The organism is Roseovarius sp. EL26, assembly GCF_900327775.1.
In the GTDB taxonomy this organism is placed as follows: domain Bacteria; phylum Pseudomonadota; class Alphaproteobacteria; order Rhodobacterales; family Rhodobacteraceae; genus Roseovarius.
Window position 1 is genome coordinate 816,696 of record NZ_OUMZ01000007.1, and the last position, 26,855, is coordinate 843,550.

Annotated in this window: 29 protein-coding genes; 15 read left to right on the plus strand and 14 right to left on the minus strand. The window is 51.5% G+C overall.

Annotated features, from left to right (window positions below):
- The 3 genes from D9A02_RS11840 to D9A02_RS11850 all read right to left on the minus strand — a co-directional run bounded on the left by D9A02_RS11840 (nucleotide 1) and on the right by D9A02_RS11850 (nucleotide 2,442).
- Nucleotides 1-726 carry a glycosyltransferase family 2 protein gene (locus D9A02_RS11840; protein WP_120501156.1) on the minus strand — a complete coding sequence of 242 codons (726 nt, stop codon included), beginning with the start codon at nucleotides 724-726 and terminating at the stop codon, nucleotides 1-3.
- On the minus strand, nucleotides 719-1,879 hold the full coding sequence (locus tag D9A02_RS11845) for a glycosyltransferase 87 family protein (RefSeq protein WP_162933049.1): 1,161 nt from the start codon (nucleotides 1,877-1,879) through the stop codon (nucleotides 719-721). Before D9A02_RS11845 ends, D9A02_RS11840 begins: the two co-directional genes overlap by 8 nt.
- 287 nt (nucleotides 1,880-2,166) lie before the next feature.
- A complete protein-coding gene (locus D9A02_RS11850; RefSeq protein WP_120501158.1) occupies nucleotides 2,167-2,442 on the minus strand; it encodes a hypothetical protein in 276 nt (91 codons plus the stop codon).
- Nucleotides 2,443-2,661: 219 nt separating this feature from the next.
- Between D9A02_RS11850 and D9A02_RS11855 the strand changes: the two genes are divergently transcribed.
- A complete protein-coding gene (locus D9A02_RS11855; RefSeq protein ID WP_120501159.1) occupies nucleotides 2,662-3,108 on the plus strand; it encodes a type II toxin-antitoxin system RatA family toxin in 447 nt (148 codons plus the stop codon).
- A 129-nt stretch (nucleotides 3,109-3,237) separates the two neighbouring features.
- On the opposite strand, the gene D9A02_RS11860 is transcribed toward D9A02_RS11855, so the two are convergent.
- From D9A02_RS11860 to D9A02_RS11870, 3 genes are read right to left on the minus strand one after another with little or no spacing between them, the layout of a single operon-like run.
- Entirely contained in the window at nucleotides 3,238-3,720 is a 483-nt protein-coding gene (locus D9A02_RS11860; RefSeq protein ID WP_120501160.1) for a CinA family protein, read from the minus strand.
- A 4-nt stretch (nucleotides 3,721-3,724) separates the two neighbouring features.
- Complete coding sequence (locus tag D9A02_RS11865; RefSeq protein ID WP_120501161.1) at nucleotides 3,725-4,210, minus strand: phosphatidylglycerophosphatase A; 486 nt, start codon at nucleotides 4,208-4,210, stop codon at nucleotides 3,725-3,727.
- On the minus strand, nucleotides 4,207-5,346 hold the full coding sequence (locus D9A02_RS11870) for a bifunctional 2-C-methyl-D-erythritol 4-phosphate cytidylyltransferase/2-C-methyl-D-erythritol 2,4-cyclodiphosphate synthase (RefSeq protein ID WP_120501162.1): 1,140 nt from the start codon (nucleotides 5,344-5,346) through the stop codon (nucleotides 4,207-4,209). Before D9A02_RS11870 ends, D9A02_RS11865 begins: the two co-directional genes overlap by 4 nt.
- Before the next feature lie 157 nt (nucleotides 5,347-5,503).
- On the opposite strand from D9A02_RS11870, the gene dusB reads away from it, so the two are divergent.
- The 5 genes from dusB to D9A02_RS11895 all read left to right on the plus strand — a co-directional run bounded on the left by dusB (nucleotide 5,504) and on the right by D9A02_RS11895 (nucleotide 12,694).
- Nucleotides 5,504-6,499 carry a tRNA dihydrouridine synthase DusB gene (gene dusB / locus D9A02_RS11875; RefSeq protein WP_120501163.1) on the plus strand — a complete coding sequence of 332 codons (996 nt, stop codon included), beginning with the start codon at nucleotides 5,504-5,506 and terminating at the stop codon, nucleotides 6,497-6,499.
- Entirely contained in the window at nucleotides 6,496-7,572 is a 1,077-nt protein-coding gene (locus tag D9A02_RS11880; RefSeq protein ID WP_120501164.1) for a nitrogen regulation protein NR(II), read from the plus strand. The genes dusB and D9A02_RS11880 overlap by 4 nt, the downstream gene beginning before the upstream one ends.
- A gap of 4 nt (nucleotides 7,573-7,576) precedes the next feature.
- Nucleotides 7,577-8,941, plus strand: coding sequence for a response regulator (locus tag D9A02_RS11885; RefSeq protein ID WP_120501165.1), 1,365 nt, complete (start codon nucleotides 7,577-7,579; stop codon nucleotides 8,939-8,941).
- A 97-nt stretch (nucleotides 8,942-9,038) separates the two neighbouring features.
- The gene (locus tag D9A02_RS11890) at nucleotides 9,039-11,306 is read left to right on the plus strand and encodes a PAS domain-containing sensor histidine kinase (protein ID WP_254054616.1); all 2,268 of its coding nucleotides are present in this window, start codon (nucleotides 9,039-9,041) and stop codon (nucleotides 11,304-11,306) included.
- Complete coding sequence (locus tag D9A02_RS11895; RefSeq protein ID WP_120501167.1) at nucleotides 11,303-12,694, plus strand: sigma-54 dependent transcriptional regulator; 1,392 nt, start codon at nucleotides 11,303-11,305, stop codon at nucleotides 12,692-12,694. The genes D9A02_RS11890 and D9A02_RS11895 overlap by 4 nt, the downstream gene beginning before the upstream one ends.
- 62 nt (nucleotides 12,695-12,756) lie before the next feature.
- Here D9A02_RS11895 and D9A02_RS11900 read toward each other — a convergent pair whose 3' ends face one another.
- Nucleotides 12,757-13,218: a hypothetical protein gene (locus tag D9A02_RS11900; protein WP_120501168.1), complete on the minus strand. Its 462-nt coding sequence runs from the start codon at nucleotides 13,216-13,218 to the stop codon at nucleotides 12,757-12,759.
- Nucleotides 13,219-13,324: 106 nt separating this feature from the next.
- Here D9A02_RS11900 and trkA point away from each other — a divergent pair, with 106 nt between their 5' ends.
- From trkA to D9A02_RS11930, 6 genes are all read left to right on the plus strand, one after another.
- Nucleotides 13,325-14,701 (plus strand): Trk system potassium transporter TrkA, encoded by a 1,377-nt coding sequence (gene trkA, locus D9A02_RS11905; protein WP_120501169.1) that lies wholly within the window; start codon nucleotides 13,325-13,327, stop codon nucleotides 14,699-14,701.
- Between the two features lie 4 nt (nucleotides 14,702-14,705).
- The gene (locus D9A02_RS11910) at nucleotides 14,706-16,226 is read left to right on the plus strand and encodes a potassium transporter TrkG (protein WP_120501170.1); all 1,521 of its coding nucleotides are present in this window, start codon (nucleotides 14,706-14,708) and stop codon (nucleotides 16,224-16,226) included.
- 138 nt (nucleotides 16,227-16,364) lie between these two features.
- Complete coding sequence (gene hfq / locus D9A02_RS11915) at nucleotides 16,365-16,604, plus strand: RNA chaperone Hfq (protein WP_120501171.1); 240 nt, start codon at nucleotides 16,365-16,367, stop codon at nucleotides 16,602-16,604.
- Nucleotides 16,604-17,878 carry a GTPase HflX gene (gene hflX, locus D9A02_RS11920; protein WP_120501172.1) on the plus strand — a complete coding sequence of 425 codons (1,275 nt, stop codon included), beginning with the start codon at nucleotides 16,604-16,606 and terminating at the stop codon, nucleotides 17,876-17,878. The genes hfq and hflX overlap by 1 nt, the downstream gene beginning before the upstream one ends.
- Before the next feature lie 85 nt (nucleotides 17,879-17,963).
- A complete protein-coding gene (locus D9A02_RS11925) occupies nucleotides 17,964-18,428 on the plus strand; it encodes a nuclear transport factor 2 family protein (protein WP_120501173.1) in 465 nt (154 codons plus the stop codon).
- 9 nt (nucleotides 18,429-18,437) lie between these two features.
- Nucleotides 18,438-19,067, plus strand: coding sequence for a pyridoxamine 5'-phosphate oxidase family protein (locus D9A02_RS11930; RefSeq protein WP_120501174.1), 630 nt, complete (start codon nucleotides 18,438-18,440; stop codon nucleotides 19,065-19,067).
- A 9-nt stretch (nucleotides 19,068-19,076) separates the two neighbouring features.
- Here the strand turns inward: D9A02_RS11930 and D9A02_RS11935 are convergent, their stop codons facing one another.
- Nucleotides 19,077-19,544, minus strand: a complete 468-nt coding sequence (locus tag D9A02_RS11935; RefSeq protein WP_120501175.1) for an Lrp/AsnC family transcriptional regulator — start codon at nucleotides 19,542-19,544, stop codon at nucleotides 19,077-19,079.
- A gap of 121 nt (nucleotides 19,545-19,665) precedes the next feature.
- On the opposite strand from D9A02_RS11935, the gene D9A02_RS11940 reads away from it, so the two are divergent.
- Together D9A02_RS11940 and D9A02_RS11945 are read left to right on the plus strand one after the other, a co-directional pair.
- Entirely contained in the window at nucleotides 19,666-19,869 is a 204-nt protein-coding gene (locus D9A02_RS11940; protein ID WP_120501176.1) for a DUF6356 family protein, read from the plus strand.
- Nucleotides 19,870-19,872: 3 nt separating this feature from the next.
- The gene (locus D9A02_RS11945; protein WP_120501177.1) at nucleotides 19,873-20,667 is read left to right on the plus strand and encodes a class II glutamine amidotransferase; all 795 of its coding nucleotides are present in this window, start codon (nucleotides 19,873-19,875) and stop codon (nucleotides 20,665-20,667) included.
- A gap of 26 nt (nucleotides 20,668-20,693) precedes the next feature.
- On the opposite strand, the gene D9A02_RS11950 is transcribed toward D9A02_RS11945, so the two are convergent.
- From D9A02_RS11950 to D9A02_RS11970, 5 genes are all read right to left on the minus strand, one after another.
- Nucleotides 20,694-21,029, minus strand: a complete 336-nt coding sequence (locus D9A02_RS11950; protein WP_120501178.1) for a multidrug efflux SMR transporter — start codon at nucleotides 21,027-21,029, stop codon at nucleotides 20,694-20,696.
- Between the two features lie 128 nt (nucleotides 21,030-21,157).
- Complete coding sequence (locus tag D9A02_RS11955; RefSeq protein ID WP_120501179.1) at nucleotides 21,158-22,372, minus strand: NADP-dependent isocitrate dehydrogenase; 1,215 nt, start codon at nucleotides 22,370-22,372, stop codon at nucleotides 21,158-21,160.
- Between the two features lie 110 nt (nucleotides 22,373-22,482).
- Nucleotides 22,483-22,830: a potassium channel family protein gene (locus D9A02_RS11960; protein ID WP_120501180.1), complete on the minus strand. Its 348-nt coding sequence runs from the start codon at nucleotides 22,828-22,830 to the stop codon at nucleotides 22,483-22,485.
- Between the two features lie 14 nt (nucleotides 22,831-22,844).
- Nucleotides 22,845-23,504, minus strand: coding sequence for a DsbA family protein (locus D9A02_RS11965; RefSeq protein ID WP_120501181.1), 660 nt, complete (start codon nucleotides 23,502-23,504; stop codon nucleotides 22,845-22,847).
- Entirely contained in the window at nucleotides 23,491-25,020 is a 1,530-nt protein-coding gene (locus D9A02_RS11970; protein WP_120501182.1) for a class I adenylate-forming enzyme family protein, read from the minus strand. Before D9A02_RS11970 ends, D9A02_RS11965 begins: the two co-directional genes overlap by 14 nt.
- Nucleotides 25,021-25,085: 65 nt before the next feature.
- Here D9A02_RS11970 and D9A02_RS11975 point away from each other — a divergent pair, with 65 nt between their 5' ends.
- On the plus strand, nucleotides 25,086-25,709 hold the full coding sequence (locus tag D9A02_RS11975; RefSeq protein ID WP_120502513.1) for a helix-turn-helix domain-containing protein: 624 nt from the start codon (nucleotides 25,086-25,088) through the stop codon (nucleotides 25,707-25,709).
- A 93-nt stretch (nucleotides 25,710-25,802) separates the two neighbouring features.
- Here the strand turns inward: D9A02_RS11975 and D9A02_RS11980 are convergent, their stop codons facing one another.
- A complete protein-coding gene (locus D9A02_RS11980; RefSeq protein WP_120501183.1) occupies nucleotides 25,803-26,828 on the minus strand; it encodes a permease in 1,026 nt (341 codons plus the stop codon).
- Nucleotides 26,829-26,855: the final 27 nt, after the last annotated feature.

Below are 26,855 nucleotides of genomic sequence, written 5' to 3' on the forward strand. Positions count from 1 at the left end.
TTACACGTGGCGATCGCTTGGCTTGGTTTGACGGCGCTCTTGTAAGGCTGTGGTCAAGATCGCGCCGATGATGGTTGTTCCGGCCAAAACCACGCCTTTTACGGTTCCTGAGATTTTTGAGCGCCCGGTAAGCCGCGCACGATAATCTACTGGCACTTCGTGGGTTTTGATTTGATGCAAAATTGCCTTGAGTTGCATTTCGACTGTCCACCCAAACGCCTGATCTTGCATCTTTAAATGCTCCAACGTGCTGTATTTAATAGCGCGGAAAGGGCCTAGGTCGCTGTATGTAACCCCCCAGATTTGCTTGATCAGGAAGCAGGCCAGCCGGTTACCAAATCTCTGGGGCAGGGTCATGGCGCCCGCAGCACAATTGCCCAGCCTGCGCGAACCGATGACGAGTTGTGCGCGACCTTCTATGATTGGCACAACGAGGCGGTCCATTTGATCGGGATAATCACTGTAATCGCCATCGACAAAGACAATGATATCGCAGGGTGCGGTGGTGGCAATACCTGCCAAACAAGCGGCACCATATCCCTGTTTAGGGGCAAACGCGATATCAGCTCCTGCGGCGTGTGCGACTTTGACCGTTTGATCGGTTGACCCATTGTCGGCTACAATCACCTGATCTACCCAGTTAGGAATGTCTGCCAGTACTTTGGGCAGGGCGTCTTCCTCGTTTAGGGCAGGGATGACGACAGCGATTTTGTGATCACTATGCATAACGATCCAGTCCTGGGCTCGAAACTGGCGATCGATTGCGCACAGTATCATGCAATAACAGCGCCCAAACTGGTAACCAGATCAACCAGACAACGCCTGTGTGATAATATGCCTCTAGCTCAAGGGGAGCAAAATAGAAATACAGGTAATGCAGCGGGACAAGAGCCCCAGCCAATACCAAGCCCCGGATTGGAACTGTGCAAAGAAATGGGGCGACCCATAGAAAATACCAAGGTGTCTGTGACGGCAGCAGCAGATAGAGCAGGGCGATTGCCATGGCAAATCGGCTAAACGTTTCTTGTGGGTTTTGGGTTGGAATACGGCACAGCCAGATCATGCCAACCATACCAATAACCATCAAAAGAAGACGGGCCAGAATAGGGGTGATTGTGGGGGCAAAAACGCGTGTTCCTGCCTCTGCCACCAGATAGGCGGAAGAAGACGCACGCCAGTCACTGGCAAAGGCGACAAAACCAGAGCTTTGATCAAGACCGGAGTGCACCACAGGCCAGAAGATCATGGTCAAGATAAGGGTCGTGATCCCGATCATGATACCGAGCGTTTTCACAGCATACAGTTTTTGCCGCCATAAGACTGGTGCTAGCATTATAGGCCAAACTTTGACGCCAGCGGCTATCGCCAGAATGACGGACGACAATGTCAGCTGGTTGCGCAAGATCAACCATCCAGACAGGAGCACCGGTAGCATCAACAGGGGTTCCATATGCAGGGAATTAGCGATTTCTTTTACTGGCAGAGGATGCCACCAATACAGCGCAACCCACAAAGATGAGCGCCCAAGGTGACCAAGGATCAGTAACACAAATCCTAGCATGCATGCCTCAGCAAGCAGGGCAACAGTACGCCATGCCTCGATATTGAGTGGTGATAGCCAATACGCCAGTGCAAATCCACTTTGTGCAACAGGTGGATAGGCAGTCTTAAGCTCAGGGTAGTTCACGCGATCTAATACAGTGGCAGCCTGTACAGACAGTGCCTGCAGGGACTTAGGTTCAACGGAAGGGGCTGTTGAAAAGTCCTCTGGCGCGTAGGTGTACGGGTTGTGACCCGTCGCGGTAAGTGCGCCATCCCAAAGATACCTATAATGATCGTCTTCTAGAATGGGTTCTGTTCCGAATTGCAATAACCGCATTGCAGCTCCAAGCATAAGGACAAGACATAAGAGCGATGTGGAATTCTCAGTCTGGCTCCTTCGGATGAGGGGCGGCAGGCAAAACGCTATCAGCAAGCCCAAAGACACATATAACGCCACAAATGGCAGAACCGGAGTGTCCTCTAACGCGATATCATAAGAAAATAGAGGCGCTGCCCACCGCATGGTCCAAGCTGCAAATAACATTGTGCTACCGAGCATCGCCCACCGTATGATCAGTGTGCGGGGTTGGGATATCTGAAATAGGCTGAAAACGGTGATATCCCTTACTTAAAGCTGCCGCGGCGCTTTTTCTTTTTCTTGCTCTTTTTCTTCTTTTTCTTTGCGTTGGATAGATTAGCCTCTTCTAAGGCGAGCTGCGCAGGGGTTTTAGCTTGTTGGGATTGGGCCAGCGTGATGGAGCCTTTGGCGGCAAGAGCAGCAGTCGGCGCATCAATAGGGGCCGTTTCCAACCAGCGATTTGCCTGTGCGGTGCTGGCCATAAAAGAAACCGCAACAAGTCCGGTTAGTGCGATTCTAAAACTGGCTTTCAAACGCTTCATCGTTTTGACCTCGGATTATTCTATGTTGCTGACAAGATATATTCAGATTGATGGGAGACAATAAAACTCTGTTCACGGTTTCGCCAGTTAGTTGCAACGCTATGCTCTAAAGGTTCGATACATTTGTTAAAGCAGCTCATGGTCGGCTTTCTGCCCTTGAATTTTTCGATGGGTTTTCCGAAAAGCGTATGACTGTACTGATTTAGCCCGGACCAACCGATGCCAAAACATTCTGAAACTCGACCGATGCCCTATACGGCGCAACAGATGTACGATCTGGTGGCAAATGTTGGCGATTATCCAAAGTTTCTTCCGTGGACTTCTGCCGCACGTGTGCGGAGCGTAACATCACAAGTTGATGGGTCGTCGGTAATGCTGGCGGATCTGGTGATCAGCTTCAAAGTGTTTCGCGAAAAATTTGGTAGCAGGGTTGTACTTTGGTCAGATGACAGACGAATTGAAACCCAATATCAGGACGGTCCGTTCAAATACCTGATTTCAAACTGGTCATTCACCGACACGGATACGGGTTGTGATGTGTCGTTTGATGTCGATTTTGAATTTCGCAATAAACTTCTTCAATCAGCAGCGGGGCTGTTTTTTTATGAAGCGATGCAACGTATCGTCCGCGCTTTTGAAACGCGGGCTGCTGAATTATACAGCTAAGCTTTCACATATATATAATTAAAAATTGATAGGGGCAGTGCCTGAATGATTAGATTCTCTAGGTCTTTTGGGGTGGAACTAAATGATTGGCTTTTGCTTTATGGTGCCAACACCGCATAAGGGATTCTATCAGCGTGTGATTTTGGCTAACTCCATTTGCAGCCACGACAGAGCATGATCACGTGCCTGTTGGCGAACAACTGTACGACCAGCTGCGCCAAATTCTATGGTAACGGTTTGAGTGGGTGTTCCGGAAATAGCCAACGCGAAACAGACACGGCCTTCGGGTTTGTGCTCTGACCCGCCAGGGCCGGCAATGCCGGTGATGGAAATCGCGATATCTGCGGCGGCATCCAGCAACGCACCATTAGCCATTTCGGCGGCAACCTGCTCGGATACTGCGCCATAGGTGTCCAATGTGGTCTGTAAAACCCCGAGTAGGTCAGATTTGGCTGCATTAGAATAGGTGACATAGCCGCGTTCAAAAACGCGGGAAGAACCTGGAACATCGGTGATGTCTGCGGAAACTAATCCCCCGGTGCAGCTTTCTGCAGTGGTGATTTTAATTCTGTTGTTGATAGCAGAATCAATTATTTGATGCGCAATACTCATGTGGTTAAAGATGCGATATTGCAGCAAAAATCATCACGCCGACGGCTGCGAAAACCCCTGCGATTACATCATCCAACATCACTCCAAGGGCGTCACCACGTCGATCCGCCCATCCGATTGGGCCGGGTTTCCAGATGTCGAACAGGCGAAACAGGACAAAGGCGGTAATCCAACCAGGCCAGAGTGCTGTGATTGGCGCACCCATTGCTGCCGCCCCAATCGAAACCGGCAACAGGGCGATCCATTGCCCAATCAGCTCGTCGACAACAATCTCGGACGGATCATGGTCATCTTTGCCCTTGGTTTCTTGTGCCGTGGCCCACCAACCTTTAAGGAACCCGGTGACGATAAAGATGCCCAGCAGAACTGGCCCGCCAACGACATGGATTACCCAGGCCACAGGTAACGCGACAGCAGAACCCCAGGTGCCTGGTGCGGGGCGCAGATGGCCAACATAGCAAACGGTTGCGATCAAATGTGAAACTTTCATAGCGATACCAACGTTGTAACGGCTTGAGCTGCGATGCCTTCTTCACGCCCGGTAAAACCCAGACGTTCGGTTGTGGTGGCCTTAACCGAGATGCGAGAGACATCGATGCCGATGATGTCTGATAGTTTTTGCCGCATTACATCGGCATGGGGACCAATCTTTGGGCGTTCACACATCATAGTGATATCTATATTGTTGATTTTAAACCCTTTTACTGCAGCAAGCTGTACGGCATGTCGCAGGAAGATATGGCTTTCTGCGCCTTTCCATTGTGGGTCAGTTGGTGGGAAATGTTGCCCAATATCGCCCTCGGCCAAAGCGCCATAAATTGCATCGGTGATCGTATGCAGGCCAACATCTGCATCGGAATGGCCTTGCAAGCCTTGCTCGTGCGGGATGGGTACACCACAAAGCATCACATGATCACCGGGGCCGAAACGGTGCACATCAAAGCCTGAACCAACGCGAATATCCATTTGATCCTTCAGTGTTTTTTTTGCGCGCAGGAAATCCTCCGCATATGTAATCTTTAAATTGCTCTCAAGCCCGTCCACAATCTCAATATCAAGACCCGCAGTGCGCGCAACCTGCACATCGTCAGCCGCTGTATCGCCTTCATAAACACGATGTGCCGCAAGTATGGCAAGATAGTCAAACGCTTGCGGGGTTTGGGCCCGGTACAGTCCTTCACGATCTTGTGTGCCGCTGACTTTACCATCAACCCCATGCCATAGTGCATCGCTGACGGGTAACGCAGGGGCAACACCAGGGCAGGCAGAAAGACGCAATTTATGTATGATTTCAGTAATGTGTTCGGAGTTTATACAGCACCGCGCGGCATCGTGAATAAGAACCTGATCAATGGCATGTGAGGTCAATGCCTCTAACCCATTGCAGACTGATGCCGCTCGGGTGGCACCGCCTGCTACCACTGTCACATTTGGTGTAGGTGTTAGCATCTCGATGTCATCGGGGTGAAGAACCACCACTATATGTGCAATGTCTGGTGTGTTTTCGAAGGATGCTATGGTCCAGTCTATCACACGTCGCCCAGCCAGTGCCCGCCATTGTTTTGGCAGATCGCCACCAACACGGGTTCCCCGTCCGGCAGCCACTATGATGGCAGCAGTTTTCATATCGTCTGATTACGCAACGACCTGCCAGAGTGCAATGGTTTGGTGTATGCCTAAATTTTAGGCAAAAACTGCAATTAGCGTGACGGAATGAATGTGACGGCGTTGTGAGTAAGGGGATTGAAGGCTATGAAATAATAACTGCCTAAGGATTAAGCATATGTCCGTGACATTCGCCAACAGAACGCTCGACCCTCCGGTGCTATTGGCCCCGTTGGCGGGAATCACTGATTTGCCGTTTCGCAATCTGGTATCGTCCTTTGGGGCTGGTTTAGTGGTCAGCGAGATGGTCGCCAGTCAGGAGATGGTACAGGCCAAGCCCGGCGTGCGCGAAAAGGCAGAATTGGGGTTTGGTCTTGAAAACACCGCGGTACAACTGGCAGGAAGTGATGCCTATTGGATCGCTGAGGCCGCCAAATTGGTGCAAGACAATGGCGCGCGGTTGATCGATATCAACATGGGCTGTCCGGCCAAGAAAGTCACCAGTGCCAGCGGCGCAGGGGCTAGCGGTTCGGCCCTAATGAAGGATCTTGATCACGCACTGTCCTTGATCAATGCCGTTGTTGGTGCAGTCAGTGTTCCGGTCACATTGAAAACCCGACTGGGCTGGGATGATAACCTGCTAAATGCAGCTGAATTGGCGCGCAGGGCAGAAAGTGCTGGCGCCCAAATGATTACAATACATGGACGTACCCGGTGCCAGTTTTACAAAGGCCATGCTGATTGGGCGGCTATTCGGGCCGTGAAAGACGCCGTGCGTATTCCGGTGATTGCCAATGGCGATATCGTGGATGGGCTTAGTGCCCAGCAGGCCCTGACGCAATCCGGTGCGGATGGGGTGATGATTGGTCGCGGCGCACAGGGACGGCCCTGGCAGTTGGCGCAGATCGCACATGAGTTGTTTGATGATGCCGCGCCAGTCATTCCAACAAGCGCTGCTTTGGCGGATCTGGTGTGCGGGCATTATGAGGCGATGCTTGCCTTCTACGGGGTTGAGCTGGGCAACCGTGTCGCGCGTAAACACCTTGGCTGGTACATGGATGCTGCAGGTACCGACACAAACCTGCGCAAACCCATTTTGATCAGTCGGAACCCTGCAGAGGTGCTGCAACGCCTGCCAGAAGCTTTGGCCACAGATGTGCAGGTGGCGGCATGAATGCACCAATCGAGGCGATCTGGTCAGCGCTACCAATGCCCGGTGTGGTATTGGATGAGCAGGATTGTATCGTGCAATTGAATCCCGCAGCTGAGGCGTTCTTAATGGCGTCAGAGCGGGCGTTAAAAGGGACCTCTGCCTGGGATAAGGTAAACGTTCGCGTACCATTCAATCGGGCTTTGGCCCGCGCACGTGAAGGATCCTCACCTCTCTATGCGCGCGATATCGAGATTCAGGTTGGACAACATGCATCGGTGCAATGCGATTTGCAGATTGCGCCGCTTGCCGATGAGGTGGGTAGATTGCTGGTTTTGATATCCCCCAAACGCAACACTGGTCACGCGGAACAAAGTAGGGTTGCACGCTCGGCTGCAAAATCGGCGATTGGCATGGCAGAAATGCTGGCACATGAGATTAAGAACCCACTGGCAGGCATTACAGGCGCGGCGCAACTGTTGGCGATGAACTTGCCCCCCGAAGATCAAGAAATGACAGAGCTGATCGTTAGCGAATGCCGCCGGATTGTGGGGCTTTTGGATCAAGTGGATCAATTTGGTGATCTCAGTGGGCCAAATCTCAGGGCGGTCAATATTCACGATGTGCTTGACCGGGCACGGCAATCAGCTCGTGTGGGCTTTGCCAGTCATATGTTGATAAAGGAAGCGTTTGATCCATCTTTGCCACTGGTGATGGCGGACGCTGATCAATTGCTGCAGGTGCTGCTGAACCTGCTAAAAAACGCAGCTCAGGCAGCTGCAGAGGTCGGTGGCACCATTACCCTGCGCAGTTATTATGATCATGGATTGCGCCTGCACACAGGCGACAATGGGGGGCGTGCCGTTCCAGTACAGATCGAGGTCGAAGACGATGGGCCGGGCCTGCCTGAAGCCATTGCAGATGATATTTTTGAACCGTTCATTTCTGGGCGCGAGAGTGGCACAGGGTTGGGATTGGCTTTGGCAGCCAAGATCCTTTCAGATCATGAAGGTGGAATTTCAGTCGATACGGGGCAGGGGCGAACAGTCTTTCGAATTTCTTTGCCCTTGGCCCCGAAAGAGATGAAAGAGGAATAATGCGATGGATGGTACGGTATTGGTTGCGGACGATGATCGCACTATTCGCACGGTGTTGACGCAGGCGTTGACACGGGCTGGTTGCCGGGTTCATGCCACCAGTTCGCTGACTACACTGATGCGGTGGATCGCCGAAGGGCGTGGCGACGCGGTGATCTCTGATGTTGTGATGCCAGATGGTAACGGATTGGAGATGTTGCCAAAGATTGCACAGGATCGCCCGGATTTGCCGGTCATCATTATTTCTGCTCAAAACACTATCATGACAGCAATTCGCGCGACCGAAGCCAAAGCATTTGACTACTTGCCCAAGCCGTTTGATTTGCCGGACCTTATGAAACGAGTGGCCCGCGCGCTGGCTCAGAATGCTGGTCACAGCAGGTCAGAGCCAGAAAGACCTTTTAACCCCGATCATGATCTACCTTTGATCGGAGGAAGTGCAGCGATGCAAGGCGTGTTTCGGATGGTCGCGCGCCTTGTTAAAAGCGATATGCCGGTATTTGTCACTGGTGAATCCGGTGTCGGAAAATCGCTGATCTTAAGGGCCTTGCACGACTATTCCCCCCGCGCAGGGCGGCCGTACATCTTGGCCAGTTCAGAGGACCTGAAGCGCCCTGAGCAGTTGTTGTTACGGGCAGACGGCGGAACAATTGTGTTCGAAGAAGTTTCAGAGTTAAACGCTGACGCGCAAAGCCGCTTGGTGCGTTTGCTGGATGCCCCAAAGGATAAAGGGCCGCGTTTCGTGGCAACCAGCAAAAATGCGACGGCTGACACCGAGAACGCAGTCGGGCTGCGTGAAGATTTGTTTTATCGGTTAAGTGGTGCAGTATTGGAGCTGCCACCGCTACGGGCACGGGTCGAGGATGTTGAACCACTGACGCGGCACTTTCTGAACCGATACAGTGCAAGTCAGATCGGACCTTCGCAAATTAGTGATACCGCCGTTGATATGTTGCGTGCACATCTCTGGCCAGGCAACGTGCGCGAGTTGGAACATTTGCTTGGGCGTGTTCGTTTGATTACCGACGGGGAAGAGATTTCCGAATCTGATTTACAGGCCGTTATGGGTGGCGGAGCAGGTAAACCTGTGGCCACCAAGATCGCTCCACATCGGACTGAAACCTTGTCGGAATCAGTCTCGGATCATTTACAGCGATATTTCGATCTGCACGACGGAATGCTTCCACCTCCGGGGCTTTATTCAAGAGTTTTGCGTGAAATTGAGATCCCATTGATTGAGATAGCGCTGGATTCGACTGGAGGAAATCAGATCAAATGTGCTGATTTGCTTGGTATTAATCGCAATACTTTGCGCAAGAAGCTGACTGAACTCGATATTCGCGTGACACGCCGTCGAAAGTTGATGTAAAACTGCAACAGCATCGTGGTTATCACGGACTCACTCCGCCGTAGTAGCCAGATGTAGCGACAGTTTTATGACCCACCACAACCTGCAGGGGGATTGCGTGGCAACAGCGACACGTAGATTGTCTTGGGAACGCGTCAGCCGCTTGCGGAGGCTGCAGCGTGTTCAGAATGCGGCAGCGCTTGGTTTGGTGGTTTTGGGCCCTGTTTTGGCATTGATGACCTATCTGATTCTTGGTCCTCTGGATAAAAATAGCTCTTCCAATTTACTGCGGGTCGTCCTGCTGGCCGACATGATCTATATTATCATGGTCGCGGCGCTGGTCTTGCAGCGTGTGGCGCAAATGGTGGCTGCGCGGCGCCGTCGATCTGCCGGATCACGGTTGCACCTGCGTCTGACCGGGGTGTTTGCTCTGATGGCCCTGTTGCCGACGGTGACCGTGGCGGTTTTTGCGACACTCTCAGTGAATATGGGGCTTGAGGCATGGTTTTCGGACCGGGTGGGCCGAGTGGTCAGCAGCTCGGTTGCTGCGGCGCAGGCCTATGAGAACGAACATCGGCGTGACCTGGAAACAGATGCACGGGCGCTGGCTTCCTTGATCAAGGCGACAAAACGGGCCGTGGTGTTTTTGGATGATGGCGATATTCGTCAGGTCTTGTCACGCGGTCAGCGTGAGATTCAACGTGGCTTGCGCGAGGCCTACGTTATTGACGGTACAGGTGAAATCCGGGCACGGGGTGAACGTTCATATCTATTTGACTATGAACAGCCGACGGCGGAACATTTCAAACAAGCCATAGACAATGGCATTGTGATCATCCCGGATTGGGAAAACAACGAATATCGCGCGTTGATGCCATTAGATACGCTGGTTGACCGCTATCTTTACGTGAGTCGAAATGTGGATGGTGATATCCTGAATCTTTTGGACGATACGCAAGAAACTGCGCGCTTTTACCAACAACGCGAAAGCGAGCGCGGGCGTGTTCTGTTTGAATTTGGCATATTGTATCTCGGTTTTGCCCTTATTCTTATTTTGGCGGCGGTCTGGCTTGGAATGTGGTTTGCGGAGCGACTGTCAAACCCTGTGGGCCGCCTGACCAGTGCAGCGCAGCGGGTTGGTGATGGCGATCTTGAAGTTAAGGTGCGCGAAGAAGAGGGTGATGATGAAATTGCGCAGCTCAGCCGGTATTTCAACCAGATGACGCGGCAATTGAAGGGGCAGCGCGAAACGTTGCTGACCAATACCCAACAGATCGAGCGGCGGCGCCGTCTGTTCGATTCGGTTCTGGGCTCGGTGTCGTCAGGCGTTTTGGGGTTGGATGCAGGGGGTAGGGTGACCTTTGTGAACCGATCAGCGGAACGGCTTTTGGATTGGGAGGAGGGGCGACAATCGGTCGATCTGGCTGTTGCAGTGCCAGAATTCGGGGCATTGTTTGATCGCCTCAAGGATAGCCCGGGCGGTTTTGTGCAAGAAGAAATCAAAGTCAGCCGCAATGGCCGCCAGGAGAATCTGTTGGTGCGGATGTCGACTCGACGCTCTGAGGAGGGCGAAGGTGAGGGGTACGTTGTGGCTTTTGATGATGTGACTGATCTGGTCACAGCTCAGCGGATGGCAGCCTGGGGTGATGTGGCGCGCCGTATTGCGCATGAAATCAAAAACCCGCTGACACCCATTCAGCTGTCTGCAGAACGGATCAAGCGCAAGTTTAGCCGCCAGTTGGAAGAGGACCAAGCTGAAAGCCTTGAGCAATTGACTGACGTCGTCGTGCGGCAAACCAATGATTTGCGCCGGATTGTGGATGAATTTTCAAAATTCGCCCGAATGCCAGAGCCACAGACCAAACGCGAAAGTCTGTCAAAGCTGTTGCGTGATGCGATTATGTTGCAAGAAGCGGGGCAACCTGATGTTAAGTTTACAACAGATCTGAGCGCGGATGAGATGTGGTCCGAGGTTGATTCGACAATGATCAACCAGGCACTGACAAACCTGATGAAAAACGCAGGTGAAGCGATCGAGAGTCTGCAGGAAAAAGGTGTGCCCGACGGACATAAACCGCAGATTCAAGTGGAAAGCGGGATCGAAGGAGAACAGGCCTTGATCAAGATTTCAGACAATGGCATTGGTCTACCTGAAGACCGGTCGCGCCTGTTCGAGCCCTATGTTACAACACGCGACAAAGGCACCGGGCTTGGATTACCGATCGTCAAAAAAATTATCGAAGAGCATGGCGGGAATCTGGCGTTGGAAGATGCGAAACCCTTCAATGATGGTTCGCATTTTGGGGCCTGTGCTGTGGTTCGGCTACCTTTGTCGGCACTGGTGCAGTCGAGTTCAGACAATATAGAAGTTAAGAGGGTAAAATGAGCGATATTCTGGTTGTCGATGACGAAAGAGATATTCGGGAACTGATTTCGGATATTTTGCAGGACGAAGGCTATGGCACACGCCTAGCTGCGAATGCGGATGAATGCATGGCGTCCATCGGTGATAAAACCCCGGCTATGATGGTGTTGGATATCTGGTTGAAAGACAGCCATATGGACGGCATCGATATCCTCAAGGCAGTAAAAAAGGACTATCCTGAGGTGCCGGTTGTGATCATCTCTGGTCACGGCAATATCGAGATTGCAGTCGCAGCAATCAAACAGGGTGCCTATGATTTTATCGAAAAGCCCTTCAATATAGATCAATTGATGGTGGTGATCCGACGCGGTATGGAAACCAGCCGTCTGCGACGCGAAAATCTGGAACTTAAACGGCGCGATACTGGGCCGAGTGAAATGCTGGGAGATTCCGCAACGTTCAAAGCCCTGATCAGCCAGCTGGAAAAGGTCACCAATTCAAATGGCCGAGTGATGCTAACGGGGCCCGCCGGATCGGGCAAGGAGTTGGCAGCACGCTTCGTTCATACCAATTCAAACCGTGCTAGCGCGCCTTTTGTTAGTGTCGGTTGTGCTTCGATAGAAACTGAACGCATGGAGGAGGTTCTCTTTGGACGAGAAAGCACTGAGCGCGGAGTAGAGCCCGGCCTTTTGGAAGATGCCAACGGCGGCATTATCTATTTTGATGAAGTAGCGGACATGCCGCTTGGAACACAATCTAAAATCCTGCGCGTTTTGGTGGATCAAACTTTTGTTCGAGTTGGTGGCAGCGACAAAGTTCAGGTTGATTTGCGGGTCATTTCCTCGACCAGTCGTGATCTTGAGGTTGAAATCGCCGCTGACCGTTTCCGTAGCGAGCTTTATCACCGCCTGAACGTGGTGCCAATTTCGGTTCCAAGTCTAGAAGAGCGTCGGGAAGACATCCCGATGCTAACGGAACATTTCATCGAGGCGCTCAATCAAGAACAGGGCCTGCCAGTCCGAGCTCTGAGTGGCGAAGCTACGGCATTGCTGCAAACGATGGAATGGCCGGGCAACGTGCGACAGCTTCGTAATGTGATTGAACGGGTTTTGATCTTGGGGGATACCAACGGTGAAATTGCTGCTGATGAAATCCCCGGCCAAACCGAAACTGCACCCGATGATGGTCGTGTTGTCTTGTCCGGGACTATAGCAACCATGCCCTTGCGTGAGGCGCGCGAGGCGTTCGAGCGGGAATATCTGATGACGCAAATCAATCGGTTTGGGGGCAACATTAGTCGCACGGCTGAATTTGTTGGCATGGAACGCAGTGCTTTGCACAGAAAGTTGAAATCACTCGGCGTTGTCACTGGCGCAAAAGCGATGCGCGACGATCAGGAAGCGGAATAGCGCAAGGATGTTCATTGCTTACGATTGACATAGCAAGGCGACAAACCTGAGATATTTATTTGCTATGGCGTAATAATCCGCCATTGTCCGGATTTCGCCTTTACGGCACAACTTTGTTCCGTAATCGTCGGCATTGGTGTGTTGATCGGTATCTTGCGGCCGCGTGTGATGTCTTCTTCGCATCGGGGCAAGCTAATCTGGCTATATCCATTTGAGGCCATACATTGATCTACCGCTTTGGCTCGTAGGCTGGCAGCGGCATCATATTGCTCCCACCTCCCGGGAGAGACAAGAATTTGCCGATTATAGCAATGGGTTCCGTTGCAAACCGGTCGGTAGCTATAAACCGGCGGGATGTAGCGCGTGTGGATTTGGGGCGGCACGTCACGCATGGCTTGTTGTTCGCACGCTCCGCGATCGCGATCAGTACTAATCGCCGTCGAACCTTGCTTGTAAAAAATGTTGGGTGGGGCGCAGCTGGCCAAGATCATAACCGATGTCAGAATGAAAATTCGTGGCGACATAGGTAAGCCCTCCTGCTGACGGGGTAATTCGCTAATGGGACAAAGCGATTGACCATCGATACCCCATCTGTCATGCAACATATTCACGTAGGATAAGGCAAGCACAATGAAGGTCATCATCTGTGGCGCAGGTCAGGTTGGATGGCAGATTGCCCGACATCTGTCGGGTGAGAAAAATGATGTTACCGTAGTCGATAACAATCCTGACCTTGTGAAACGCGCAACTGATACGCTGGATGTCAAAGGCTTGGCCGGATTTGCCAGCTATCCCGATGTGTTAGAACGGGCAGGGGCCCGAGATGCGGATATGATCATCGCGGCGACCCACTCGGATGAGGTCAATATGGTGACCTGTCAGGTGGCGCACTCTGCGTTTGCGATCAACCGTAAAATTGCCCGCCTGCGCAGCCAATCATATCTAGAAGCTATCTATTCCGATATTTACCGGCGTGACCATATGCCGATTGATGTGGTGATCAGCCCTGAACTGGAAGTGGCCGAGGCCGTATTACAACGACTGGCAGCCCCGGCAGCTTTTGACACTGAAACATTTATGCAGGGACGCGGCCAGTTGATGGGCTTGCGGCTTGAGGATGACTGTCCGGTCCTGAATACGCCATTGCGGCAGTTAAACGATCTGTTTTCAACGCTACGTGTGATCGTTATGGGTATTCGGCGTAAGGGTAAGCTGTTCGTGCCTGGCGCAGGTGATCAGCTGTTTGCGGATGATGATTGCTATTTCTTTGCCCCAACCGAGGATATCCCTCGCACGCTGGAGGTTTTCGGGAAATCACAACGGAATCAAGAACGCCTGGTGATTGTCGGGGGCGGAAACATTGGCCTAGCCGTGGCTCAGGCATTGGAAACCCGCGCTACACGTACACGTGCCAAAGTGATCGAACGCTCGCGTAAATGCGCCGAACGGGCGGCTGATGCGTTGGAGCGTACAATCGTTCTGAACGGTGACGGTTTGGATGCGACATTGTTACATGAGGCCGGGATAGACCGAGCTGATGCCATTCTGGCGGTTACCGATGATGATAAAACCAACATGCTGGCTGCTGTAAGGGCCAAGGCCGAAGGTTGCGCCTATTCCATCGCCTTAATCAATGATCCCACGTTGCAGCCGCTGATGGCTCCGCTTGGGATTGATGCCTACATCAACCCACGGGCAACGACCGTGAGCTCAATTTTGCAACACATCCGGCATGGTCGAGTTAAGGCGGTCTACTCGATCGGCGATGCTGAGGCGGAAGTGATCGAAGCTGAGGTTCTTTCAACATCCAGTATAGCAGGAGCTCAGATACGCGATATCGATTTCCCCGAGGGGGTTTTGATTGGGGGTGTTAAAAAGGGCAACGAAGTCCTTAAACCCACGGGCAGTCTGCGCATTGATTCCGGTGATGTGATTGTTCTGTTTTCCCTGTCCTCGGACGTACCTGCAGTTGAACAATTGCTTCAGGTTTCGATCGACTTCTTCTGACCCGATGATGACGCGCCTGCTCAGATATCCACTATTTCTGATCCTATCGGCTATGTCAGCCCTTGCCATGCTGGTGCCTGCCATTCATGCGCTGGCTCAGGATGATCACAGCATGGCGCGGGCCTTTTTCTATTCCTCTTTGTTGGGGCTTGTACTGGTTTTTGTCATTGGGCTAACGCTTTCTGCTGCCCCTAAACGCCGTGACCGTGATTTACAGAATCTGTGGGCATTGTTCATGGCCTATACGGTGTTGCCACTCTATCTGGCGTTGCCATTTTATGAAGGGCTGCAAACCACTAGCTATCTAAATGCCTATTTTGAGATGGTATCGAGTTTTACCACAACCGGTGCGACACTGTTCGACGTACCCGGACGGTTAGAAAGCAGCCTGCATTTGTGGCGTGGCCTGGTGGGTTGGCTGGGAGGCCTGTTGATCTGGGTGTCGGCCTCGGCTGTTCTGGCGCCTCTGAATCTGGGCGGTTTCGAAGTCACCGCGACAGCAGAGCCGGGTCAAAGCGGCACCCGGACAAATCAATTTCAGCGCGCTGATACAGCACGGCGAATCTACGAATCTACCCGGCTTTTGGCCCCTGTTTACATCGGCCTGACGCTGGCACTTTGGCTGTTTTTACTGATCAGTGGCGATGTGCCGTTTCTGGCATTGATGCATGCCATGGCCACACTGTCGACCAGTGGTATCACTGCAGTCGAGGGGATGACGCAAACCGGATCAGGATTTGCTGGAGAGGTCTTGATCTTTCTGTTCATGATGTTTGCCCTGTCTCGGTTAACCTTCTCATCCGACACAGTGACCACAGCACGCCCCGGATTGCATAATGATCCGGAATTTCGGGTTGGGATATTCGTGATCATTGGGTTGCCGGTCATTTTGGTGATCCGACACTGGTTCGGTGCCATCGAAGTATCAGAAGAAACCAACATTGGCCTTATGTTGCAAACACTGTGGGGTGGGATGTTTACGACCCTTTCGTTCCTGTCGACCACTGGATTTGAAAGCGCCTATTGGGATGCGGCACGTGAATGGTCGGGCTTGGGAACGCCGGGTATGATATTGATGGGTCTTGCCTTGATCGGTGGCGGAGTGGCCACCACTGCCGGAGGAGTAAAACTGTTGCGGGTCTATGCGCTTTATCTGCATTGCCAACGCGAGATGGAACGGCTGGTGCATCCATCCTCAGTGGGGCGTTCGCGCGCCATCAGCCGCCGGATCAGACGGCAGGGTGCATTTATTGCCTGGCTGTTTTTCATGCTGTTTGCCATGTCGCTTGCCGTGATCACAATTTTATTGACCATGCTTGGACAAGAGTTCGAACAAGCTCTGCTCATGGCAATTTCAACCCTATCGACCACCGGACCATTGATACAGATTGCCGGTGATCAATCCGTAGAACTTTTGCAGGTCGCACCAGCCTCCAAGCTGGTGATGTGTGTTGCGATGGTCATTGGGCGATTGGAAACCCTGGCAATTATTGCCTTGTGTAATCCCACGCTTTGGCGCGACTGAAAGTCGCAAAGCCCCTTGGATCAAAGGAAAATCAATTTAATGCTGGAAAGTCTTGGTTTGCCGTTCCATACTCCGCCCACGGGAGACAGTGCCGGTTCGCGGCGCGCGCAAGAACAAGAATAAAGGCTTAGAACAACTATGGCGACGGACAGACAAAATCTTCAAGATGCATTTTTAAATCAGATTAGAAAAACCAAAATTCCGGTCACGGTCTTTTTGATTAATGGCGTTAAATTACAGGGAGTGATCACCTGGTTCGATAACTTTTGCATTCTGCTGCGCCGCGATGGACAGTCACAGCTGGTGTATAAACACGCTGTGTCGACGATTATGCCGTCGCAACCCGTTAACCTGTATGATGGTGACGACGCGTCTTGATGGACCATGATGATGCGCGAACCCGCGCATGGGTCGTGCACCCAGATATCCCCTCATCTTCGAGCCGGCGAGAACCTAAGTTTTCTCTGGCCGAAGCGAAGTCCTTGGCATTAGCCTTGCCCGGCATTGACGTGTTGGGTGGCGATGTTGTGCGCTTGCCTAGGCCGCATCCAGGGACCTTGTTCGGCAAAGGGAAGATCGAAGAACTCAAGGCCTTGATCGAGGGGAGAGAGGTGGATTTGCTGTTGATTGATGGGCCGGTTTCGCCTGTTCAGCAGCGTAACCTTGAAAAGGCGCTTGGTCTAAAACTGCTGGATCGGACAGGGTTAATTCTTGAGATTTTCAGCGACCGAGCGGCTACCCGAGAGGGCGTGCTGCAGGTCGAAATGGCAGCGCTTAGTTACCAACGCACGCGGCTTGTACGTGCTTGGACCCACCTTGAACGGCAACGCGGTGGGCTTGGCTTTGTCGGCGGACCGGGGGAAACCCAGATCGAAGCTGATCGCCGTGCCATTGATGACCAACTGGTGCGGCTACGCAGGCAGTTGGAAAAGGTGGTAAAAACCCGCGCTCTCCACCGTGCTGCAAGGGCGAAAGTGCCGTTTCCAATTGTTGCGTTCGTTGGGTATACTAACGCTGGAAAGTCAACGCTTTTCAACCGGTTGACGGGTGCTGACGTGATGGTGAAAGACATGCTTTTTGCCACGCTTGATCCGACTATGCGCAAGATAGAGCTAGGAGACAACGGGCCTGAGGTAATCTTGTCCGATACGGTTGGCTTTATCAGTGACCTGCCAACCGAACTTGTCGCCGCGTTCCGTGCAACGCTTGAGGAAGTTTTAGCTGCAGACCTCGTCTGTCATATTCGCGATATCTCACATCCTGAAACCGAAAATCAGGCGGAAGATGTGCGTAACATTCTCGAAGGGCTTGGCGTCACAGACGAAACACCACAAATTGAGGTTTGGAACAAAATTGATCAAGTCTCTGCAGAAGATCGCGACACGTTGGAAAATCAGGCGGGGCGGGTAGAACATACTCATATCGTGTCGGCTGCGTCAGGTGAGGGTATTAAAAACCTGATTGACGCGATTTCAGAAGGGTTGGCTGGCCATACCCGTACTGAAGAGATGCTTTTGAGTTATAATGATGGGCGCAAGCGCGCGTGGTTATTTGATAAAGGTCTGGTTCAGTCTGAAGATCAAGGCGAGGATGGATTTTTGATAACGGTACGCTGGAACGCGCATCAGGCAGCTTTATTTGACTCTCTGTGATTTTTTACGTCCGCAAGGATCATAACTTGACAGATCGGTACACTTAACTATTTATAGTGTACCGAACGGTTAACAAAGGTCTGTCATGTCTCGTCCACCTCTACCTCCCTTTACTAAAGAAACGGCCATTCAAAAAATTCGAGCAGCCGAAGACGGTTGGAATAGCCGGGATCCTGTCAAGGTCGCGCTTGCCTATACTGTTGATACCCGTTGGCGCAATCGCGATGTGTTCGTTAATGGCCGCGACGAGGTGGAGGCCTTTTTATCCGGAAAATGGGAAAAAGAACGGGGATATCGCCTGATCAAGGAGCTTTGGACACATGATGGCAACCGCATTGCTGTTCGGTACGCTTATGAATGGCACAATGCAAAAGGGCAGTGGTTTCGCTCATACGGCAACGAAAACTGGGAGTTCGATGATGATGGGCTGATGGCCAACCGTTATGCCTGTATCAATGATCTCGAAATCACTGAAGATGAGCGAAAGTTTCACTGGCCTCAAGGCCGCCGCCCCGACGATCACCCGGGCCTAAGCGAGCTTGGATTATAGGAGGCATAGATGAGTAAGCGATTTTATGACCATCTCTTTACCGATGCGGTGCAAGCGATGCAGGAAGAGAATGGTGCCCTTGGCCTTTATGCCAGACAGATGGCAGAGGAAGCACCATCCAATGACACGTTGGGTGATAAGGAATCCCAATTCATCTCAATGAGGGATGGATTTTACCAAGCCACAGTATCAGAGAGCGGTTGGCCCTACGTTCAATTTCGTGGGGGACCACGTGGTTTTTTGAAAGTATTGAACGAAAAAACAATTGCTTACGCGGATTTTCGCGGCAATCGTCAGTATATCAGCACTGGTAATATCTCACATGATGACCGGATCGCCATGATCTTAGTGGATTACCCTAATTCTGCCCGGATCAAGATTTTGGGGCGGGCAAAGTTGGTTGAAATGAAGGATGATCCTACGCTGATGGAGAAACTAAATTGCGGTGACTATAAAGGGCGCCCGGAGCGCGCAGTTGTCATTACAGTTGAAGGGTACGATTGGAACTGTCCACAACATTTACCTGTGCGTTTGACCATGGAGGAAATGCAACCTATTTTGGCTCCATTTCAACAGGAGTTGGCAAGTTTGAAGGCAGAAAACAGTAAATTGAAACAAAGACTTGATGAGATTACTTAATTTCATCTTTTAAATTCGGTTTAAAGGGAGTTCTGTTGTTTCTTTGATTTCTTCCATCACAAAGCTGGCCGAAACATCGCCCATAGGTACGCGGGCGATCAACGTTTGGTAAAATCGGTCGTAATCGGCCATATCCGCGACACGCGCTCGGATCAGGTAATCAAGATCACCTGTCATCCGGTAGACGCCTTGTACTTCGGGCAGGGCACGGGTCGTTCGCGCGAATTTCTCCAACCATGCGGCGTTATGGTGCGCTGCCTTGATTTGCATGATTACACTTAGCCCTAGTCCGATCTTATCTGGATCCAGCAGGGCTACACGTTTGCGGATTACACCTGTTGATTGTAGCGCTTTGATCCGACGCCAGCAGGCATTTCGTGATAACCCCACGCGTTCGCCAATGGTTTCTACTGGAAGGTCGGTATCGCGTTGCAGTTCTGTTAATATTTTTTGATCTATTTCGTCAATATTCACCATAATGAATTTAATACATGGGATATTATCCCATGTATAGTGTGAATTTTTGGTGGAATTGGGATACACACCCAGTGTCTATAGTTTAGATTTCATTTCAACATATAGATTGAGAGGATATGAGATGCTGAATAAGGTTTTTCTGGAACACCCACGTAAAGTGGATGAAACCTATCTAGAGCACGCTGTATTTGCAGGTAAATTTAGTTTCAAACTGTTTGCAGCAGCTTTTGCCGCTTTGGTTCACGCTGTGATCCCAGTTTTATTCGAAAAAACCGCCAGCAAGATGATCGCGGACATGTTCGCCAAAACTCATAATCGGGGTTAAATTATGTGTCGATGGGCAGCTTGGATCGGCGATCCAATTTTTCTGGAAGAGCTTATTTCCCGACCTGATCACTCACTTATCGCACAAAGTCAGCAAGCGGATGAGTGCAAGACTGCAACCAATGCAGACGGGTTTGGCGTTGCCTGGTATGACCACCGATCAGAACCTGGGTTATACCGCGACGTATATCCCGCGTGGTCAGATCCGAACTTGGCAGCCGTGGCACAGCAAGTGAAATCGAGGTTATTTCTAGCACATGTACGGGCGTCTACAGGAACGGCAACTAGCCGCAACAATTGCCATCCCTTCACCTCGGGGCATTGGAGCTTTATGCACAATGGTCAGGTCGGCGGCTTCGACGGGTTCCGCAAAAGTGTTGATATGGGGATTTCTGACGCGCTTTACCCCGAGCGCAAAGGGGCTACAGATAGCGAGGCAATCTTTTTGACCGCACTGGGGCTTGGATTGGATCGGGACACTTTGACTGCATTGAAGCAAGCAGTTTGCAAGATTCAATACCAGTCCGAGATGTTTGGTCACTCCCCACATATGCGTCTGTCCGCAGCGTTCAGCGATGGTGAGCGCTTGTATGCTGTGCGTTATGCTTCAGACAATAAGGCACCCACACTATATTATCGCTATTGTGAGGAGCTAAGCGGATACATGGTCGTGTCAGAGCCTCTTGCGCCTGAACAAACCGACTGGATCGAAGTTCCACAAGGTATGGTGTGTTGCTTCCAAGATGGAGAGGTTCATCAGCAGAGCTTTTTAACTGATCGAACTGCCGTGGCCGCATAGTGAATCTGCCGGTAAAGTCAAACTTCTCAATGGCTGGCTGTGTTTGAAAACAAGTTAATGATTACGATACCAGCAATGATCATCCCCATGCCCAGCATTGCAGGGAGATCAAGCTTTTGCTGGTAAATAACCCACGCCAGAAACGCTGTGAGGCAAATGCCAAGCCCTGACCATATAGCATAGGTGATACCAAGTGGTAGATATTGCAGCACGAGCATCATCAGGTAAAACGCTGTTCCAAAACCTAAAACCACACCGATCGAGGGCCAAAGTTTGGTGAATTGCTGCGAGGCTTGAAGCGAGGTCGTGCCGACACCTTCAGCCATGACAGCTAACATAAGAAGCAAATACGCCTTGGGCATGATGAAACTCCGATCCGATGTGATCGGCACACAAAGCGCCTTTTTGATTTATAGGTCAAGACATTATCAACCATGGTAAAACGCAAAAAGCCGCCCGAAGGCGGCTTTAAGAAAATCTCAGCCGTAGCTTACCCAGCCAGCGCTTTGTTCAGGTTTTCGTCGATCTTTTCGAGGAAACCCATCGTGGTCAACCAACCCTGATCAGGGCCAACCAAAAGCGCCAAATCTTTGGTCATGTGGCCACTTTCAACGGTATCAACGATGACTTTCTCCAAGGTTTCAGAAAAGTTCATCAGTGCCGTGTTTCCGTCCAGTTTGGCGCGGTGCTTCAGACCACCAGTCCAGGCAAAGATCGACGCGATCGAGTTAGTCGAGGTTTCTTCACCCTTTTGGTGCTGGCGATAGTGACGGGTCACGGTGCCGTGGGCGGCTTCGGCCTCGACAATTTTTCCATCAGGCGTCATTAACTGCGAAGTCATCAAACCAAGTGAGCCAAAGCCCTGCGCCACGGTATCGGATTGCACGTCGCCATCGTAGTTCTTGCAAGCCCAGACAAAGCCACCGTTCCATTTCATAGCACAGGCGACCATATCGTCGATCAGGCGGTGCTCATAGGTGATGCCGGCAGCTTTGAATTTATCTTCAAATTCTTCCTCAAACACCTGTTGGAAAAGCTCCAGAAAACGGCCATCATATTGCTTTAAGATGGTGTTCTTAGTCGACAGATACACAGGCCAGCCGAGATTGAGGCCATAGTTCATTGAGGCGCGTGCAAAATCGATGATAGATTGATCAAGGTTATACATGCCCATGAAGATGCCAGAAGCGGGCGCATCAAACACTTCACGTTCATCCACAGTGCCGTCTTCGCCAACGAATTTCATCGTTAGTTTACCTGGGCCCGAAAACTTCATATCGGTGGCACGGTACTGGTCACCGTAAGCGTGACGGCCAATAACAATCGGCTTGGTCCAGCCGGGGACAAGACGTGGAACGTTCGAACAGATGATCGGTTGGCGGAAGACAACGCCGCCCAGAATGTTACGGATGGTGCCATTGGGCGAGCGCCACATCTGTTTCAGACCAAACTCTTCAACGCGCGCTTCATCTGGGGTGATGGTCGCACATTTTACACCAACGCCGTGATATTTGATTGCCTCAGCCGCGTCGATGGTGATCTGGTCGTTGGTTTCGTCACGGGCTTCAATGCCCAAGTCGTAATACTTCAAATCAATGTCGAGATAGGGCAGGATCAGTTTTTTCTTGATGAAGTCCCAGATGATCCGGGTCATTTCATCGCCGTCCAGTTCGACGACCGGATTTTCGACCTTAATCTTTGTCATGGCGCATGTCCTTTCAAGGCGAGCGTGAATCGTTTTCTGGCTGCGTCATAGCGTAGTATTGCGATACAAGAAAGACAGTATGCGATTGTATACAGAAATATTATTGAATCTTATGAAGATTCAGAATCCTTGCCTTCTTTATTCTGTTTGTTCTGCGCAAGCTTACGTCTGTGGTCTCGTGATTTTCGCAAACGACGTTTTACTGTCAAGCTGGCGAAGCTTTGAATTGTAAGCGCGAAAATCCCAATACCTGTAAAAATCAGAATTGAGGCTGCGATTTTTCCAACTTCAGTTTCTGGTACAAGATTTCCGTAACCCACGGTCGACAAGGTCACGACCGTGAAGAAGTAGGAATCAATCCAGCTCCAGCCTTCGAGATAGTGAAAAAACACCGTCGCACTTGACACGATGATAACCAACGAAGAGATGAGAATGACAAAAGGGGATGTGGCTTTCATGATTTGTAATCTCTTTAAGCTTTCGCCTCGGAAGACACCGAATTTAACTGTTCGGTGATCTCGTCAATCACTTTTAGCCACAGCTCGGTGGGTTGGCATCCCGGTACGGCATGTTGGCCCGCAACGATAAAGGCGGGAACACCAGTGATGCCCATCTCGCGGAACTGTGCGTCGCGGGCGCGAATGTCGTCGGTATCGGCATCAGACAACAACAGTTTACGTGTCACAGAGGCGTCCATACCGACGCTATCAGAAATGTCTGCCAATACATCGATATCGCCAATGTCATCGCCTTGTTCAAAATAGACTTTGAATAATTTCATTACCACGGCGATTTGCCGATCTTCGATCCCGGCCCAATGGATCAAGCGGTGGGCGTTTAACGTGTTGGGCGTACGCTTAATGGCCGCAAAATCGATATTAAGGCCAGCGTCCTCGGCGCGTTCCAGCACAGGGGCATAGGCGCGTATGGCCGCCTCTCTGCCACCAAATTTGGTTTCTAGATATTCGCGGCGGTCCATACCTTCCGCAGGCATATCTGGATTTAGCTGAAATGGATGCCATTGCATCATAAATGGATGATTGGGGCGCTCAATTAACGCCTTATCCAGCAGGGTTTTCCCGATATAGCACCAAGGGCAGATCGGGTCGGAGATGATATCAAGCTTGACCATTCAGAGCCTCATAGATCGGTCGCAACGCGCGACGCAGGATTTTGCCATTTGCCCCACTAGGTAGGGCGTCAATATGAAAGTATCCGCGCGGTTGTTTGTAATCCGCCAGATTTTGCGCGGCATACTGTTTAAGTTCATCTTCCGAGAGGGGTGCGGGAGCGGTATAAAAGGCCATGATCAGGCGCGCATCCTGTTTGACCTCAATATCCGTCACGGCCATTTGCGCCACACCGGGATAGGCGTTGAGCACGGTTTCCACCTCAATCGGGGACACACGAAAACCGCCTGCATTCATCATATCATCGGCACGGCCCAGATAGCTGATCTGACCCATGTCATCCATTTGCCCAAGATCACCGGTCAAAAACCAATCATCTTTAAACCGCGACTGCGTTTCGTCCTGAGCGCCCAGATATTCTAGCATCAAACCGGGGTCAGAGCGGTGCACAGCTATGACACCTTGTTGATTGCGAGCGACAGGGCCATCTGGTCCAATGATCGCAACACAACGACCGGGTTGGGGTTTTCCAAGCGTATGAACTTTAGCGGCGTGGCTGGGTGATGACGAGATGAATGTCGAACATTCTGACATGCCAAAGGCCTCAAAAATCTCTGTACCAGTGGCTGTTTGCCAGGCGTCACGCAGCGTATCAGACAGTTTCTCGCCCGCAGACAGCCCATGGCGAAGATGGGGTAACTTGGGCAGGCCATTCGACTTTAGAAGTTTCCGATAAACGCCGGGTGCAGCAGCAAAAATTGTTGCACTATGCTGTTTAAGAAGATGAGGCAAGGCCTCGGCTTGTACTTCCGCTGCGGGGATCAGCGCAGTGGCTCCGCTTGTCCAGGGATCCATCAGGCCTGTGCCAAGCGTGTAGGTCCAATTGAACGCGCCCGCATGACACAAACGGTCGTCTGTATTTAGACCATACCAGCCGTCAAACATCATTTGGCGCGCCCAAATAGCCCGATGCGCATGAACCACGGCGCGGGCCTTACCAGAGGTGCCAGAGGTATAGATAATATAGGCTGGGCGGTTCGGGTCACCCATTTGCCAGTCTGCAGCGGGCAGATTGCGCATTGCTTGCAATTGGGCGGTGTTAATTACTGGAATGTCTGTAGAGGGTAACGCAACACCATCCGCATGCAAGATCGCCTGCGGCTGCAAGGTTGCCAGAATCTTGGCGACTTCGGCCTCGCTCAACTGGCTCGAGGTCGGCACAGGTATCAAACCAACCGCGATAGCCGCGAGGTATGAGATTGGAAAATCAACAGTGTTTCCAAGCCTTATCAATACTCTATCGTAGGGTTTTAAGCCCATATTTAAAAGACCAGTGCCGGTTCCAAGAACCGCTAATTTCAATTTTGCGTAGCTCCACTGTTCCGTTTCAGTCAAGCCTAGGATGGTCAAAGCTACTTTGTCAGGCACGTCTTCGGCCCGGCCTAACACATGTGCCGCCAGATTGAACGACGACGGGCAAGGATTTTGCAGGTGGCGGGTATCGAGAACTGAAGTCATGTGAAATGGCTTATGCGTGCAGAGGCATGGTTGCAAGTAAAGGTGACGACACTTATAAAATTAATATGTCACAATTGAACCCTGGTCCCCTGATCCGCGTCACACGCGAAAATAGCGAGTTTCAAGATATCGAGCCTCTCGATCTTGGGGAGCGCGTACGCGAGTTGCGTACAGCACGCAAATGGACACTTGAGCAGGCCGCGCAACAAGCCGGTTTGGCGCGTTCAACCCTGAGCAAGATCGAAAATGGCCAGATGTCTCCGACTTATGAGGCTTTGAAAAAGCTTGCGATCGGGTTGGAAATCACTGTCCCTCAGCTATTTACGCCGACTCGTTCAGATCAAATTAATGGTCGTATGGCCGTTACAAAGTCTGGTGCCGGGACTGAGCATGCTACTGCGACTTATGAGCATGAATTGCTAAGCGAGACCATGGCAAACAAGCAAATGTTGCCCTACCGCGCGAGCATCCGGGCCAGGTCTATTGATGAATTTGACGGTTGGGTGCGTCATGACGGCGAAGAATTTCTCTATGTTTTGACCGGGATCGTGAAGCTCTACACAGAGTTTTATGAACCGGTTGAAATGCGCCGGGGCGATAGTGCCTATTATGATGCTGCGATGGGACATAATGTGATTTCGATTAGCGATGAAGATGCGACCCTTTTGTGGGTCACCTCAGTCGCCTGAGTGGATTTAACAAAGAAAACGACCCCTTCGAGGGTCGCTTTTATGTTTCATATTGGCTTGACGTGAAAGCCAGTGGTTACCTAAATGGGCGCGTTACCCAAAGGTCCATTCAAATACATAGCCAATTGCGAGGGATCCGGTCACAGCCAACGCGAGATACAGTAAGAATGGTTTCAAGCGCAATACCGGTGCGATCGCCATTGCGCCCCAAATGCTGACCACGCCACCCGAAATCAGAAAGGCCATTGCCGCACCAGCTGACATTCCATTGTCGATCAGTGCACGGGTTAAGGGCAATGCTGCATAACCATCGATATAAGCAGGCGCACCGACGAAGACCGCTGCCGGAATAGCCCACCACTGATCTTTGCCAACATAATTGGCTAAGGCACCAGGGGTAATGGCAGCATTCAGGGCATATTCGGCGGCAAAAGCCGGGATCAGGCAGATAAGGATCAGGCGTAGTGTTGCCAGTGCCTGGCCTTTGAACGCTTGTCGGCGGGCGGGATCTGTCCAGATACGTGGGTTGTAAGATGCAATAGCACTACAGCGTTTTGTACTGAGTTGCCGTGATAGAGAGTTATTCCTCAAGGCGTTTACATACCACGATTTTTTCAAAAACAGCGCAGTGGTCGTGCCACCGAATATGCCCAAGCCAAATGCGCCAATTGTTTTTCCAAGCGCAAAGGGCATTCCAAGAGTCGCGGCGGTTGTGGCCAACATAGCGGGGTCAGTCACTGGGGATGACAGCCAAAAGGCCATGATCGGAGCCAAAGGGACACCAGCAGCCAACAAGCCGACCATCAACGGTAGAACCGTGACGCCGCAAACTGGTGTAATTGCCCCAATGGCTGCGGCCGTTAGAACAGTTGCGAGTGTTCGCCCTTCAAAAGCCTTGCGTACCAGTGTGTCGGCACCACTGGCAATGATCCAGGCCGCAACAATGATCCCAGGGACGACCATCGGCGCGACCTGGATCAGCCCCCACAGGGAGAAGATTAAGGCATTTTTGATAGGGCCAGGCCAAATCATCACGCACAATGCAAAGATGGTAAACAATATCCCGATGCGCCACTGGCGCTGACCTGATAGTGGTTTGGAGCAAGTTTGATCAGTCATTATTATATCCTCCGGTTTCATTTGAAA

What these genes read in the sequence shown, in the direction of transcription:
- D9A02_RS11930 (WP_120501174.1), top strand. Translation starts at nt 18,438, where the DNA reads ATGAGTAAGCGATTTTATGACCATCTCTTTACCGATGCGGTGCAAGCG.
- D9A02_RS11935 (WP_120501175.1), bottom strand. Translation starts at nt 19,544, where the DNA reads ATGGTGAATATTGACGAAATAGATCAAAAAATATTAACAGAACTGCAA.
- D9A02_RS11965 (WP_120501181.1), bottom strand. Translation starts at nt 23,504, where the DNA reads ATGGTCAAGCTTGATATCATCTCCGACCCGATCTGCCCTTGGTGCTAT.
- D9A02_RS11940 (WP_120501176.1), top strand. Translation starts at nt 19,666, where the DNA reads ATGCTGAATAAGGTTTTTCTGGAACACCCACGTAAAGTGGATGAAACC.
- D9A02_RS11960 (WP_120501180.1), bottom strand. Translation starts at nt 22,830, where the DNA reads ATGAAAGCCACATCCCCTTTTGTCATTCTCATCTCTTCGTTGGTTATC.
- D9A02_RS11845 (WP_162933049.1), bottom strand. Translation starts at nt 1,879, where the DNA reads ATGCGGTTATTGCAATTCGGAACAGAACCCATTCTAGAAGACGATCAT.
- hfq (WP_120501171.1), top strand. Translation starts at nt 16,365, where the DNA reads ATGGCGACGGACAGACAAAATCTTCAAGATGCATTTTTAAATCAGATT.
- trkA (WP_120501169.1), top strand. Translation starts at nt 13,325, where the DNA reads ATGAAGGTCATCATCTGTGGCGCAGGTCAGGTTGGATGGCAGATTGCC.
- D9A02_RS11840 (WP_120501156.1), bottom strand. Translation starts at nt 726, where the DNA reads ATGCATAGTGATCACAAAATCGCTGTCGTCATCCCTGCCCTAAACGAG.
- D9A02_RS11865 (WP_120501161.1), bottom strand. Translation starts at nt 4,210, where the DNA reads ATGAAAGTTTCACATTTGATCGCAACCGTTTGCTATGTTGGCCATCTG.
- D9A02_RS11975 (WP_120502513.1), top strand. Translation starts at nt 25,086, where the DNA reads ATGTCACAATTGAACCCTGGTCCCCTGATCCGCGTCACACGCGAAAAT.
- D9A02_RS11885 (WP_120501165.1), top strand. Translation starts at nt 7,577, where the DNA reads ATGGATGGTACGGTATTGGTTGCGGACGATGATCGCACTATTCGCACG.
- D9A02_RS11870 (WP_120501162.1), bottom strand. Translation starts at nt 5,346, where the DNA reads ATGAAAACTGCTGCCATCATAGTGGCTGCCGGACGGGGAACCCGTGTT.
- D9A02_RS11860 (WP_120501160.1), bottom strand. Translation starts at nt 3,720, where the DNA reads ATGAGTATTGCGCATCAAATAATTGATTCTGCTATCAACAACAGAATT.
- D9A02_RS11895 (WP_120501167.1), top strand. Translation starts at nt 11,303, where the DNA reads ATGAGCGATATTCTGGTTGTCGATGACGAAAGAGATATTCGGGAACTG.
- D9A02_RS11955 (WP_120501179.1), bottom strand. Translation starts at nt 22,372, where the DNA reads ATGACAAAGATTAAGGTCGAAAATCCGGTCGTCGAACTGGACGGCGAT.
- D9A02_RS11900 (WP_120501168.1), bottom strand. Translation starts at nt 13,218, where the DNA reads ATGTCGCCACGAATTTTCATTCTGACATCGGTTATGATCTTGGCCAGC.
- D9A02_RS11950 (WP_120501178.1), bottom strand. Translation starts at nt 21,029, where the DNA reads ATGCCCAAGGCGTATTTGCTTCTTATGTTAGCTGTCATGGCTGAAGGT.
- D9A02_RS11980 (WP_120501183.1), bottom strand. Translation starts at nt 26,828, where the DNA reads ATGACTGATCAAACTTGCTCCAAACCACTATCAGGTCAGCGCCAGTGG.
- D9A02_RS11945 (WP_120501177.1), top strand. Translation starts at nt 19,873, where the DNA reads ATGTGTCGATGGGCAGCTTGGATCGGCGATCCAATTTTTCTGGAAGAG.
- dusB (WP_120501163.1), top strand. Translation starts at nt 5,504, where the DNA reads ATGTCCGTGACATTCGCCAACAGAACGCTCGACCCTCCGGTGCTATTG.
- D9A02_RS11880 (WP_120501164.1), top strand. Translation starts at nt 6,496, where the DNA reads ATGAATGCACCAATCGAGGCGATCTGGTCAGCGCTACCAATGCCCGGT.
- D9A02_RS11855 (WP_120501159.1), top strand. Translation starts at nt 2,662, where the DNA reads ATGCCAAAACATTCTGAAACTCGACCGATGCCCTATACGGCGCAACAG.
- D9A02_RS11925 (WP_120501173.1), top strand. Translation starts at nt 17,964, where the DNA reads ATGTCTCGTCCACCTCTACCTCCCTTTACTAAAGAAACGGCCATTCAA.
- D9A02_RS11850 (WP_120501158.1), bottom strand. Translation starts at nt 2,442, where the DNA reads ATGAAGCGTTTGAAAGCCAGTTTTAGAATCGCACTAACCGGACTTGTT.
- hflX (WP_120501172.1), top strand. Translation starts at nt 16,604, where the DNA reads ATGGACCATGATGATGCGCGAACCCGCGCATGGGTCGTGCACCCAGAT.
- D9A02_RS11910 (WP_120501170.1), top strand. Translation starts at nt 14,706, where the DNA reads ATGATGACGCGCCTGCTCAGATATCCACTATTTCTGATCCTATCGGCT.
- D9A02_RS11970 (WP_120501182.1), bottom strand. Translation starts at nt 25,020, where the DNA reads ATGACTTCAGTTCTCGATACCCGCCACCTGCAAAATCCTTGCCCGTCG.